Origin of the sequence: Niallia sp. FSL W8-0177 (assembly GCF_038006285.1) — a bacterium.
GTDB classification, from domain to species: domain Bacteria; phylum Bacillota; class Bacilli; order Bacillales; family Cytobacillaceae; genus Niallia; species Niallia circulans_A.
This window is the reverse complement of sequence record NZ_JBBOUX010000001.1, coordinates 1916446-1930146: the sequence shown is the minus strand read 5'-3', so window position 1 is coordinate 1930146 and position 13701 is coordinate 1916446. Positions and strand designations below refer to the sequence as shown.

The window sequence follows — 13701 nt, the reverse complement described above, 5'->3', positions numbered from 1 at the left end:
CAATCATGTATGTAAAAACAAGGGATGGATTACTAGTATATTACGAAATGAGTGGAAACGGAAATCCATGCCTTTATCTGCATGGAGGTCCAGGATATTGGAGCAAACCTTTCCAGCTATTTGCCCATGGTCTTTTAGAAAAAGATTTGCAAATGATATATTTAGATCAGCGAGGATGCGGCCGATCTGAACATTCCCTATCCCATGATTATTCATTAAATAGATTAATTATGGATTTAGAAGAATTAAGAATATCGCTAGGAATTAATAAATGGTATATTATGGGACATTCCTTTGGCGGCATTCTTGCAGTTAACTATGCTGCTCGATTTCCGGAACATACCATTGGGCTAATATTAGCCAATGTAACACTGAATATGTACGAATCGTTTGAGTATCAAATAAATAGAGGACTTGAAATTTTACAAGAACAACGAAATATCTTCCCTTCTGATCCACTGGAGGATTACATAGAATTATTCTATTCGACTCTTTTTAAATTAATCGAGAACGGACGTTACGATCATTTTCAATATACAGATATAGACAAGAAAAAAGAAGTAGATATGATAGATAAGGAATTAAGAACGGATGCCTATTTCCAAAAGAAGATTTTCTCCTTAAAAGAATATTTTGACGATTTTACAGAACTTCTGAGAGAAATACAAAAACCGACTCTGATTATAGCTGGTAAATCTGATCATGCTGTTGGACCAAACCATCATTTAACTTTTCCGTGTGAAAATGCAGTCATTCACTATATTAATGGCGGACATCATCCATACATAGAGAATCAAGATGCGTTTAAAGAGGCAGTATTAAGTTTTGTAAATGATAAAAAGACTGTTTAGAATTAAATTAAATCCGATGATAATATTGTATTCATCATTTTGTCAGGAGTGAAAGGAAATGCTAGCCTCTCTACAGGCAATTCAAGAAGTGAGACAAGGAAATAAAGAGGTATTGCGACAACAGAAATGGCTGCAATATCTTTATATAACAAAAGAAAAGAATGTGAATTTAGAACAAGTTCCTTCGTTAGAAGGGTTAGAAAGCAATCCGGTTTTATCCTATGTGGAAAAGACTCTATTAATCTTAGATAATTGTACGAGTTTAAATGATCCTGAAAAACAAATAATAGAACAGGTTTTAATTTGGAGTGATGTAGCAAAATGTGGATCGCCTTCTCAGCGCAAATATTGGAGAGAAAGGGGATTTCAATTAGGCATTCATAATATTGGTTCTGCGCAAATTTATGCAGAGGAAATAAGAAAGACAACAAATGGCGAACGTAACTTGGTTTTAGAAGAGCTTATTTTTACACTTATTTATACACATGGATTAATAGGTCAATTTATAAGAGGAGAAGTTCGCTATTGTCAGTTAGAACCATTAATTTTATCTATGAATAAAAACATCGTAGTAGATCAAAATGATAGGTACCGTTTATTATATGTCTTGAATCAATGTATCATCGAAGCTGTTTCACCGCAAATATGGAAGGAAGTTCAAAAGGAAGTTAAAGAAGTTATCAGCTCTATTTTGGAAGGGAAAAGGGAGCAAGAGTTGCCATTAAAGGAAAGAATAAAGAGGCTGAGAAAAGCTGCTATCCAAAACGGTGAAAATTTTGATGAAGAGTATAGTCGTTTTTTAAAAGAATCGAAAAGAAATGAAATGCTTCAATTATTTTTTCATAAAACGGATATGTGGTATGTGGAGTCTGCTCTGCATGATTTCTCCTTGGAAGAATTTTTGAAAATCTTCCTATTAATCTATCAAAAAGTCGATCCATTAACAATAAGGCAAATCAGCTTTGAACCGTTTATGAAAGACATCTATTATGACTATAAAGGTAAAAAGACAATTAACTTATACAAAAAGAGAATCATTGAGGCATTTTTGAAAGAACAAACGATTGATGATTTAATTGCCGGCACAAAGTGCGCAAATGAACATGTCGAATTAGTGATTATTCCGCTTGACTCTTTAAATGAAAATATTAGCGTAACATTTGTTTATTCAAAGGCTGGGGAGAAATTAATTGAGTTTTGTCAGGAAGCAGAAAAATCCCCCCTTTATGAACGGGCAATCATTCTTTTATATGATTTTTTTGGTTTTCGAAAGGATGGCTTTGATCGAATGCAAAATGAACAAAACTATCTTGCTGATATGAATAATGCTGAAGACCATAAAAAGATGATTGCTGACTACGCAATAGGAAATAAGCTGCTGGATATAGGGGCAGGCGGTGGAATTATGTTAGATATTCTATCGGATCGTCATCCCCAAGCAACTGTTATCGGCATTGATATTTCTACCAATGTTATCGAGGCATTAGAAAAAAGGAAAATAAGAGAAAAGAAAACATGGCTTGTTAAACAGGCAGATGCACTGCAATTAAAAGAAACTTTTGCGGTGAATAGTATGGATACCATTGTATTTTCTTCGATACTTCATGAGATGTATTCTTATATTCCATATAAAGGGATGAAATTTAATCCAGAGGTTATTTTGGATAGCCTAACAAGTGCATTTGAAGTCCTTAAACCGGGCGGCAGAATCATAATTAGAGATGGTATTATGACCGAACCGAAAGAAGAATGGAGACAAATTGAATTTAAGCAGCCAAATGGTTTGGATTTTTTTAAACGCTATGTAAATGATTTTAAAGGCAGACAGATCGAGTTTGAGCAAATTAATGAAAGCACTGTTCAATTGCCGATAAATGATGCGATGGAATTTCTATATACTTATACATGGGGAGAAGAGGCCTATCCGCATGAAGTACAAGAGCAGTTCGGGTACTTTACCCCTGCAGAATATAAAGATGTTATTAAAAGGGTGATTGGCAATAAGGGGAAAGTGCTATTGTTTGACCATTATTTACAAGATGGCTATGCAGAGCATCTATTACCGAAAGTAAAATTGATGGATTCCTCTCAAAACGTGGTTAAACTTCCTGACAGCACCTGTTTTATTGTGATTGAAAAACATCTTAGATAGAGCTTTAAATAGTTTTCAAGCAAGGCAAAAAAATGGAGAGAATAGATTTCCGCCTACTTTCACATAATGAAAAAGGATCTATTTTAATAAAGGAACCCTATGGGGAACTTAACATTTCTTTATATAGAAAGTAGGTGGAATGATGGATATTAACAGAGCAAAACAAATACTTTCCTCATCAGCAGAAATAGAAGTAAAGTATAACGGTGCCTCAGTTTGGCTGGAAGATATTAAAGAAAAAGATGCAACCGCAATCGTTCATCTGGTAGGCGGAAGTCAAGAACAAACAGAAGTTGACATTGCAAGCCTAGAAGAAGCTTAAAATCTCTCGCAAGACAACCACGAGGATAGAGGTTCCAGTTGGTAGACAAAAGGAGAGGATCAGAATGTTTTCATTCTGATTCCCTTTTTAACACTTGTAGCGGAAAACAACATCTCTATTAGAAGGGATTACAAAAAAAGAGTATAGGCAAAACTCCTAATTCAAGGAGTTTGTCCTCATTCTGCAACCACTCGTAATAGTGGTTCTTTTTTATGAAAAATATGGTAAAATAGTATTCAAATGGTTTTGAGAGAAAAAGAGGTGAGTTTATGCAAATAAGTCTTAAAGTATATGGCGAGCATGCAAGGATGGTCTCCCATCTTATTGCTAAAAATCCCCATAACTTATATGAAAGAAAAGAGAAAGGCGGGTTAGTGCGCATTGTTTTTACCAAAAACGAGGAGCATGAAGTCCAGATATTATTTTTCGTTACAGTAGATAATATGGAATTAACGAAAAATCAAACTAACTTTTCGTCTATTACACATTATATTAATGATAGAGAAAGTGCTGTCAGCAGTATTTTCTGCTCAGTTTTACGAAAGGCAGTTGGAACTGCATTAAATGGAAAGCCAAAAGATGAATTCAAAGAGTGGGTGAACTATTCTTTTCCCCTAGAAATTACATTTGGACCGCTATCTACCAAGTTAACCAATCATGAATTAGCAGAACTCTTTGAACCTTTAGGATATGAGCTTACGATCGAAAATGGCAAGGTACTTTTACCAAAGTCATTCGCGAAAAAAAGTTCAGCAAAATTTATTACGTTAAAGGCAAAACAGACGATACAAGACTGTTTCCGTCATTTGTTTGTGCTGATTCCAGTAATGGACCAATATAAACATTATTATATTGATGAAAAAGAAGTGGATAAGCTGAAGCGTTACGGAGAAGGATGGCTTTCCTCCCATCCGAAAAGAAATGAAATTATAAAGGAGTCGCTTGTTTTTTCAGATTTAATAGAAAAATCAAGGTTAATAGAATCAAAGCCTTCAGAGGAAAAACAAGCACCTTTGACAAAGAAGAAAAGCTTAAATCAATGGCGCTATGAGAAAATTATAGAAACTGTAAAGAAGCTTCCGCATAATAGCCGAATTGTAGATATGGGTGCTGGAGAAGGAAAGCTAACGGCCCAATTAGGCTTTATAAGCGGAATAGAAGAACTTATCGCAGTAGATCCTTCTGAACGAGAACAGTTAAAAGCTAAAAAAAGAATCGAGGCATTAGTGGATAAGCCTGACTTTCTTCTTCCAACTTTTAAATGGGGCTCTTTATTTTATTATGATAGTGAATTGGAAAAGAAAGATATCTTTATTCTCTGTGAAGTCATTGAGCATATTGACGAAAATCGATTAGGGAAGGTATTTGACACCATTTTTACAAAATACAAGCCTTATCATGTAATTGTGACAACGCCTAATCAAGATTACAATGCTGTCTATGATATGAATGAGGCAAAAAGGCACAGCGACCATCGATTTGAATGGACGCAGCAACAGTTTGAAGAATGGACCAAGTATTGGGAAAGTCATGCTAACTATAAGGTACAAATCGATGGGATAGGTGAATATATAGAAGGTTACGGCTATCCTACACAGATGGCCATATTTTCGCAGAAAAGAGGTGGATAAATGAAAACGATTCGAATACCCTATAACAGTATTGTTTTATTAATAGGACCATCAAATAGTGGCAAATCAACAACATTGGAAAATTGGATAAACAAAGGTTTTCTGCAAGCGGAAGAAGTAATTAGTTCCGATCATTTTCGGAAATTAGTCAGTAATATTGACTTTGTAGACTGGACAAATCAACCTAAAGAAGTAGCTGCCAACTTGATGGAAGAATATAGCCAAATCTCAACAGCGGCCTTTGAAATGATGAAACAAATGATTAGCGCAAGAGCGACATTGAATAAGCGAAGCTATATCGACGCAACCCATTTAAAAGAGGCAGAACGGGAAAAGTATCGACTTCTGGGAAAAAAATATCATGTTCCTGTAGTAGTGATTGTTTTTGATCTCTCTTTATCTGTCCTTCTGGAAAGAGACGAAAAGCGCACCCATCCGAGAGGAAAAGGGAAGGTAAAAAGACAATTTGAAATAATGCGTCAGGAAATCCGCAAAATCCAAAGGGAAAGCTATCACGCAATATATTATATTAGAGATCGGGACGAGTCAGTAAGTATCGAAACAGAAGAAGCTTCGTACTATTTAAATGCTGATAATGGCTTAGATATTATCGGAGATATTCATGGATGTATGGATGAATGTTACGAATTGCTAGAACGTTTAGGTTATATAAAACATGATGATGGGTTATATCGCCATCCAGAAGGTCGGAAATTTGTTTCGGTAGGGGATATTATGAGCCGCGGCCCAAAATCTACAGAAGCACTTTTCTTTTTCTCTGCTCACCTTAACCATAATCTTGCGTATATGATTGATAGTAACCATGGATGGAAAATAGCAAGATGGCTTGATGGGAAAAAAGTGACACTAAATCACGGAGATGAATGGATTAAAGAAACGTTTACTTCCTTTTCCCTTACATATACAGATGAGCAGATAGAAAAAATAAGAGAAGATTGGAAAACTATGCTTCTTCAGTCACCTTCCCATTATGTTCTGACAAGAAATGGTGTGAAAACAGCAGTTGTTGCTCATGCAGGGATAAAAGATCATTATATTGGCAAACAATCAAACACGATTTCCGATTTTACAAGATATGGAGAAACATTAGGAATGGACACAGATGGGAAGCCGATCCGTGGAGACTGGTACAGAAATCATCTATCAAAAGAATTAATTATTTGGGGACATGATCCGAAACCGGAGCCGCTCTTTGTGAATAATACAATCAATATTGACCAAGGGGTTGTTTTTGGCGGAAAGTTAACGGCTTTTCGTTATCCAGAAAGAGAATTTATTTCGGTTAAGGCTCAAAAGGATTATGCTCAAATTGAAGATAATCCATTAAAAAAATGGCAGGAAACAAGGCTTTCTCTGCCGAATGTTCAGCGATTTATTAATGGTTATAGTGTTTGGACAGATACGTTTGGAGAAATTAGTTGTCCGCAAAATAATGTGAAAGCAGCGATGGACAAGGTGTCCCATTTTACAATTCCCATGGAAGAGTTAATCTATATACCGCCAACGATGAGTCCTCCGCCGCAAACTTCAACAATCGAAGGATATTTGGAACATCCAATCGATGCCTATCATTACTACAAAGATAATGGGATAGACCAAATGGTTGTCGAGAAAAAGCATATGGGCAGCAGAGGGATACTTTTGTTATTTAAGAATCCAGAGGCAGCAGAAAAGTATGTTGGGAAAAGAAGTTTAGGCACTATCTATACAAGAACAGGGAGAGCCTTTTTTTCTATAGAGCTCGAAGAAAAAATTCTGACAAAGCTCCATTATGATCTGACAACTGTAAATTATTTTGATAAGAATCAGACAGACTGGGTATTGCTTGATGCTGAAATCCTTCCATGGAATTTAAAGGCAAAGGATTTAATTATTCAGCAATACGCACATGTGGCTGAAATGAGCGTGATGGATAGAGACAAGATTTACGAGCAGCTTCTTTGTGCGCAGCAAAATGGCATGGCTGTTAATGGCTGGGTAGAAGAATTTGCACAAAAGCGACAAAATGCGCAAAGTTTTAGTGAAGTGTACAATCAATATTGTTGGGAAATTCAACAATTAGAGGATATAAAAATCGCTCCATTTCATATCCTTGCACATAGCAACGAAAGTTATTTTCATCAAACACATCAGTGGCATATGGAACAAAACGAATATTTCAGCACAATTAGCAGTCTTTTTATGAAAACAGATTATCTGATTGTAAATGATGATGAATCATTAAAGAAAGCTGTCAGCTGGTGGGAAGAAATTACGACAGATGGCCATGAAGGGGTTATCTTTAAACCTTATCAATTCCTTGCGAAAAATCCAAAGGGAAAATTACTGCAACCAGCCATTAAAGTAAGAGGACGGAAATATCTTCAAATTATATATGGCATGGATTATTTAGAAAAGGATCAATTAAGACGATTAAAAGACCGTAAAACAGCTAAGAAGCAGCGCAATGCCTTAAAGGAATTGGCTTTAGGAATAGAAGGGATCAATCGTTTTATCCAGTTGGAGTCAATGGAAAGAATTCATGAATGTGTCCTTGCGACATTGGCTTTGGAAGAAGATCCGATTGATGCAAGATTATAAGGTGAAAAGCAAATTCAGAGGATATTTTCTCGATGAATTTGCTTTTTATCCCAGCTTGATATTTATAAGGGAATGCACTGGTTAATTTTTCATTATCTTTTTCTTTTCCATGCATCGATTATAAGAGAAGGAAATAAAAGCTTTTCCCCGTTATTTCTTGGATCATATTTTTTGGACCTAAAAATCACGCCATCTTTTCCGTGCCATTCATTTTCATGAAAAACACCTTCTTCATCACAATACTCCAATAAATGTACTTCGAATCCTGCTAATTTAAACATTTTTGACAATGATTGATAATTATGAACAATCTTATGAGTGAAGGCAGGATGGTGTTTAGGCCCGGGCCCTCCGATTTGCACTATTCGTTGATACGATTCATCCGGAAAGAAACCGTCTGGTACAGCACAGCGAATATAACCTCCTGGCTTCAAATATTGATAGCAAAGTGAGGCTGCTTGAACGCCTTCCTCAAAGGTGAGATGCTCCCATACATGTTCCGCTAAAATAGCGTCTATGGAACATTTTACAAACTTTAGCCAAGTTGAATCGTCCAATAAGTTAAGCTCATCTTCCTGTGTATGAATCCAGCCAGGATTATTCCTGTATTCCCCAGCACCAATAACAATCTTTATCGTTTCATCCTTCATATGAATCCCTCCATTTTAGAAATTACCATTAGCATACAATATAGAATATAAATGACTTTTTCGACAAGATAAAAATGTTAACGAGTAACAAATAAAAAACAGGCCAAATGACATAGGAATCATCGCCTATCTATTGTAAAATAATAGTACAGAAAGGATTACCTTTTTTCTTGTAAGAATGTATGCGTATTCAAAGAGAGGGGAGATGACAATGAAAAAATTTCTTATAAAAAAAAGAAAAGGAATTCCGTTAAAAAAGAAGCTTATTATTTCCTTTTTAGCAATGCTATTAATTCCGAGTATCTTAATTGGTGAATTTTCTTTTTTATATGCAAACAAGCAGATGGAAAAAGATTTTATAAGCAATGCGAGTACTAATTTAAACATGCTGGATAAGAGTATAACCAATTTAATGTCTGAAAAAATTTATGATGTGTCAGCATTAACAGAAACAATGACGAAAGAACTATTGGAAAAAGATCCGGAAACTCTGCAGAAAACCATTGAGCAGTATAGCCAAGTCCATCCTGAAGTTTCTAGTATCTATATTGGAACAAATGATGGAAAGCTTTTTCAGAAGTCTATGGAGGAAAATAATGATCATATGGATCCAAGGTTGAGAGATTGGTATAAAGCGGCTGTTAATAAACCAGGAGAAGCAGTTATCATGGATCCTTATCTTTCCCCAGTTTCTAAAAAGATGGTTATTACCATTGGAAAAACGATTGCAGATAATGCTGGCGTTATGGCAGTAACCATGAATTTAGATTACTTAGCAGAACTCGCAGGTGAAATAACATTTGGAAAAGAAGGCTATGTCATCTTACTTGATCAAAAGAAACGGTTTATTGTTCATCCAGATGAAAAACAAGGGGGTGTGGTGAAAGCCTCCTATTATGAAACACTTTATAACCGACAAGCTGGCACATTGGATTATTCAGCAGATAAGATTAGTCGGAAAATGGTTTTTCAGACAAATAAGCTGACTGGATGGAAGTTAGCAGGAACGATGGAAAAATCAGAAATTGTCAATCATTCCAAAGATCTATTGTATGCGGTAACAGGGATATTAGCTGTCTCTATTATTATTGGAGGGATCATGATGATGGTGATTGTTTCCTCTATTATCAAACCAATTAAAAAATTGAAAGAACAAGCCATTACAGTGAGTAAAGGGAATTTAACTACGGACATTAACATAACTGCTAAAGATGAAATTGGCGATGTTGCAGCAGCATTTCATACGATGCAAAATAATTTACGACAGCTTATTAGCAATATCGAGCAAAGTTCCGAGAATGTCGCTGCAAGTGCCGGTCAGTTAACAGCAAGTGCGAATGAGGTGACTATTGCATCAGAGCATGTAACCAATACTATCCAGCAAGTAGCTAGCGGTGCGGAAATTCAGACAAAAGGTTTGGATAATAATGTCGATAGTCTTAAGTCTGTCTTAAATGGAACAAATCAAATCGTTATTTTTAGTAAAGAGGTTTCAGATCTTTCAACAGGCACGATAGAAAAAGCATATGCGGGAGGGAACTCCATACAAGCAACACTGGAACAAATGCATGTAATCAATGGGACAGTTGCTGAATCAAATAAAATGATTAAAGAACTCGTAGAACAATCCAAGCATATCGAAAAAATAACAGAAAGCATTACTACTATCTCCGAACAAACGAATCTTCTTGCATTAAACGCAGCGATAGAAGCAGCAAGGGCGGGGGAGACAGGCAAAGGTTTTGCTGTTGTAGCAAATGAAGTACGTAAACTTGCGGAACAGTCTGGACAATTTGCCAGTAATATTTCGCAATTAATTACGGATGTACAGAAAACGACCGAGAATACAGTTCAAAGAATGGCAGAGGTATCACGAGCTGTTCAAACAGGACTAGAAGTAACGGATGAATCTCATATAAGATTTCAAGAAATTGTACATAGTATGAAGGAAATGACCCCACATATTCAAAAAGTTACGGACACTTCAAATGAGATGGCAACCACTCTAAAGGAGGTAAGCATCACAGCAGGCGAATTAGCGCAGATTGCCTCTGATAATTCGGCTTCTTCTGAAGAAGTTGTATCCCTAACAGAAGAACAGCTGGCTGCTATTGAAGAAATTTCAGGTTCCGCAAAGAATTTGTTGAATATGGCGGAACAACTCAAACGAAATCTTCATCAATTTACCTATTAATCGTCATATGAAAAGTACCTCTTGCATAAAGTAGCGTTAGGCTTTATATGCAGGAGGTATTTTCGTGGAAAAAATAAAAGTTTATTTAATAAATGGGTTTCTTGGGAGCGGAAAAACAACAACTCTATTAAAATGTATGGAATATTTTAAAGGGAAAAATAAAAAATATGCTATTATCTTGAATGAACTTGGGGAAACAAATATCGAAAAACACCTTTTTAAAGAGGAGTCACTCTATGAATTGTTAAATGGATGTGTCTGTTGTTCCATCAAAGAAGATTTAAGATCAACACTTAATGACCTAACCGTGACATTGCATAAAGAGAACATAGAAATTGTGTTGTTAGAAGGGACAGGAGTAGCAAATCCTTGCGAAATAATGGAGACATTTAGTGAACAGAGATATAGAGATAATTTTGAGGTCGTTGAAAGAATTTGTTTAATTGACAGCTTGCATTTTACAGAATATACAAGTATTTTTTCGAGCAGCAAAGAAGTGAGGCAGCTGCAGAAAGAGCAAATTGAGAACGGAACAGTATTAGTCCTAAATAAAATCGATCAGCTTTCAAGCAAGCTTGCTGTTGAAAAGGTGGAAAAGCGAATTAGAAAGATAAATCCTGATGCTCCGTTATTACATAGTAACTATGGCCATGGAGTAACAGCATATTTGGAAAAACAGGAAGGTACTAAAATCAAAGACCAATCTATTTCCCATCATCATCACCATCATCATATTAAAGCAATGAAAATAGTTCAAACAACCCCTATGACGAAAAGCGAATTACGAGATTACTTAAAAAATAATCAAGATAAGTTACTGCGAGCTAAAGGAACAATCAAAAATAGTGATGATCATTCTTGGTATCATTTTCAATATGCTTCTGGTTTGCTAGAATGGCAAAAAGTAAAGGAATATCTTCCTGATCGAAAAGGAGAGATCATTTTAATAGGTGAAAAATTACCTGAAAAAGTAATTCTATAATACTTTCTTTGTGTATCTTAATCGAATCTAGCATAAGATACACTATTTTTTGCATAGATAGGATAGGACAAGCATAGATATAAACTATATAAGGATACATGATCGAAGAAAAGGAGTATGCTATGTCTATCCCAACTCGTATGAAGGATATTTTTATCTTTTGCTTATTTATCGCTTTAATGTATCTATTTTTTTTCGGGGATCTTTATGTGGCAAAGCAATGGAGCTTCGCATTGCCAGATCAAATAAAAACTATTTTTGTGTTATTTCTTGGGATTTTGCTTGAGGCACTTCCGTTTTTATTATTAGGTGCTATCGCCTCCTCTATAATTAATATTTATATTTCAGAAGAGTATATTGCTAGAATTATGCCGAAAAACCCAATAGCGGCCATTGGTGCTGCTTTAATTGCTGCAGTGATTACACCAGTCTGTGAATGTGCCATTATTCCAGTTGTTCGCAGATTAATTCAAAAAGGAATTCCTGTCCATATTGGTGTTGTCTTGTTAATGGGAGCTCCAATTCTTAATTTTATCGTTTTTGGCAGTACGTACTATGCCTTCCAACATAATTTATCGATTGCATACGGACGTTTTATCATTTGCGTATTGGCAGCCATTATAGTGAGTCTCATTATTTATTTCTTTTTTTCGAAACAAAAGGTATTAAAAACACAAAGGGAAGATTTAATGGCAGCCGTTCCTATTAATGAAAACAAAGGTGATTCTAAATGGAAAGGAATTTTGCATCATACGTGTCATGAATTCTTTACGATCGGGAAATATTTCATTGTTGGAGCAGTATTTGCAAGTGTTGCCCAAGTATATTTAAAGGATAGTTTTATCATGCAGGCGGGGGAATCACCAATTGAAGGAACAGCAGTAATGATGGGGCTAGCATATGTGCTATCACTTTGTTCAGAGGCAGATGCTTTCGTAGCAGCTTCCTTCTCCAAGATGTTTACCCCTGAAGCGATTATTGGTTTTTTAGTTTTTGGACCAATCCTTGATTTTAAGAATACATTTGTCATGATGGCCTCTTTTCGGGTGAAATTCGTATTCGTGTTTATTACGATTGTTACAATGATTGTATTCTTGCTTTCGCTAGCTTCACGATTCATTTTGTTTTCATGACACATATAAGGAGGAAAAATGGTGAAAATTAAATGGAGTCCAACCTGGCAATTAGCAAACGAACTGCAAGGAATTGTGCTGATTGGCTTCAGTCTCCTTATTTTCAAGTTATTGGTGACAGGAGATGTCGGACAGCTTGTTGCCCCTAAAATGGTGCCATTATTAGGTATAACGATGACATTAATGTTTCTTCTTGGTTTTTTCCGGTTGTTAAATAGCAACTTAAAGGGAGCAGATTGTGATTGTGATGTATGCGACGAGAATGCCTCTTTCCTGAACCTTACTTTTTCTTATCTGCTATTCTTTAGCCCGTTGATGTTGTTTTTTACCTTACAAGACATGTCGATTGATAAAAGCATGCTCCCAAATATTCAATTTGAGCAAGGACAAACCTTTTCTGTTAGTGAAGGTCAGCTCAAAACCTCTGAAAAAGAAGATATGATTACAATTGAAGATGACAATTATTTGCAGACAATGGATATGATTCATACAAATTTGGATGATATGGCGGGTAAAGAAGTGATGATTACGGGTTTTATTCATCGGGAAGAATCCTTTTCCGATAATCAAGCAGTTATTGCAAGATATGTCATGACCCATTGTATTGCAGATTTAGGCTTGTTTGGTTACATGCTGGAGGGCGAAGTTGGTGGATTACAAAGTGATCAATGGTATGTGATAACAGGAAAATTGGATAAGAAGGAATATGAGGGTCAAATAATGCCTATCATTAAACTAGAAAAGGCCGAAGAAACAATAGCACCTGATGAAGATTACATATATTCATTAGACTAATAGGCTACCATTCTTGCATTATTCCTATTTTTTCGTTAAAATTTAAGAGAATTCAATTAAATATAAGCGGGGGCTTGTGGAAACAGGCTGAGAGTATGGCTAATCTGCCATTGACCGAATGAACCTGTTGGATAATGCCAGCGTAGGGAGGTGTAATGGGATCAAAACACTTTGCTTAGGCGTAGTGTTTTTATTTTGCCATAATTGCTGAAAAATCGCACGGCGCTTCCTTCGTATCCGTGTTAGGAATTCAGTTAGTTATGGCTTTTTTTGTTTGTACGTAATTTATTTCACGTTTGAAACGGAAGATGCCATTGTAAGCATATCTATATTTGAGGAGAATAAATCGGCCTCAGAAAATACTATCTGCAAAGGTACTATGAAAGGGAA

The 13701-nt window shown here is 35.7% G+C and carries 10 protein-coding genes; 9 read left to right on the top strand and 1 reads right to left on the bottom strand.

The window, feature by feature from the left end:
• Positions 1 to 5 precede the first annotated feature (5 nt).
• From NST77_RS09360 to NST77_RS09340, 5 genes are all read left to right on the top strand, one after another.
• Positions 6 to 851, top strand: coding sequence for an alpha/beta fold hydrolase (locus NST77_RS09360; RefSeq protein WP_171509654.1), 846 nt, complete (start codon positions 6 to 8; stop codon positions 849 to 851).
• A gap of 58 nt (positions 852 to 909) precedes the next feature.
• A complete protein-coding gene (locus tag NST77_RS09355; RefSeq protein ID WP_095328953.1) occupies positions 910 to 3003 on the top strand; it encodes a class I SAM-dependent methyltransferase in 2094 nt (697 codons plus the stop codon).
• A 142-nt stretch (positions 3004 to 3145) separates the two neighbouring features.
• A complete protein-coding gene (locus NST77_RS09350) occupies positions 3146 to 3325 on the top strand; it encodes an H-type small acid-soluble spore protein (protein WP_061796280.1) in 180 nt (59 codons plus the stop codon).
• Between the two features lie 269 nt (positions 3326 to 3594).
• Entirely contained in the window at positions 3595 to 4956 is a 1362-nt protein-coding gene (locus NST77_RS09345; protein ID WP_095328952.1) for a methyltransferase domain-containing protein, read from the top strand.
• Positions 4957 to 7557 carry a polynucleotide kinase-phosphatase gene (locus NST77_RS09340; RefSeq protein WP_095328951.1) on the top strand — a complete coding sequence of 867 codons (2601 nt, stop codon included), beginning with the start codon at positions 4957 to 4959 and terminating at the stop codon, positions 7555 to 7557.
• A gap of 92 nt (positions 7558 to 7649) precedes the next feature.
• Here NST77_RS09340 and NST77_RS09335 read toward each other — a convergent pair whose 3' ends face one another.
• On the bottom strand, positions 7650 to 8207 hold the full coding sequence (locus NST77_RS09335) for a class I SAM-dependent methyltransferase (protein WP_095328950.1): 558 nt from the start codon (positions 8205 to 8207) through the stop codon (positions 7650 to 7652).
• Positions 8208 to 8418: 211 nt separating this feature from the next.
• On the opposite strand from NST77_RS09335, the gene NST77_RS09330 reads away from it, so the two are divergent.
• The 4 genes from NST77_RS09330 (at position 8419) to NST77_RS09315 (ending at position 13311) form a co-directional block, all read left to right on the top strand.
• Positions 8419 to 10401, top strand: a complete 1983-nt coding sequence (locus NST77_RS09330) for a methyl-accepting chemotaxis protein (RefSeq protein WP_341122924.1) — start codon at positions 8419 to 8421, stop codon at positions 10399 to 10401.
• A 64-nt stretch (positions 10402 to 10465) separates the two neighbouring features.
• Positions 10466 to 11383 (top strand): CobW family GTP-binding protein, encoded by a 918-nt coding sequence (locus NST77_RS09325; RefSeq protein ID WP_341122923.1) that lies wholly within the window; start codon positions 10466 to 10468, stop codon positions 11381 to 11383.
• A gap of 209 nt (positions 11384 to 11592) precedes the next feature.
• Positions 11593 to 12516: a permease gene (locus tag NST77_RS09320; RefSeq protein WP_163186802.1), complete on the top strand. Its 924-nt coding sequence runs from the start codon at positions 11593 to 11595 to the stop codon at positions 12514 to 12516.
• Positions 12517 to 12537: 21 nt separating this feature from the next.
• Positions 12538 to 13311 carry a TIGR03943 family putative permease subunit gene (locus NST77_RS09315; protein ID WP_176474170.1) on the top strand — a complete coding sequence of 258 codons (774 nt, stop codon included), beginning with the start codon at positions 12538 to 12540 and terminating at the stop codon, positions 13309 to 13311.
• Positions 13312 to 13701 lie beyond the last annotated feature (390 nt).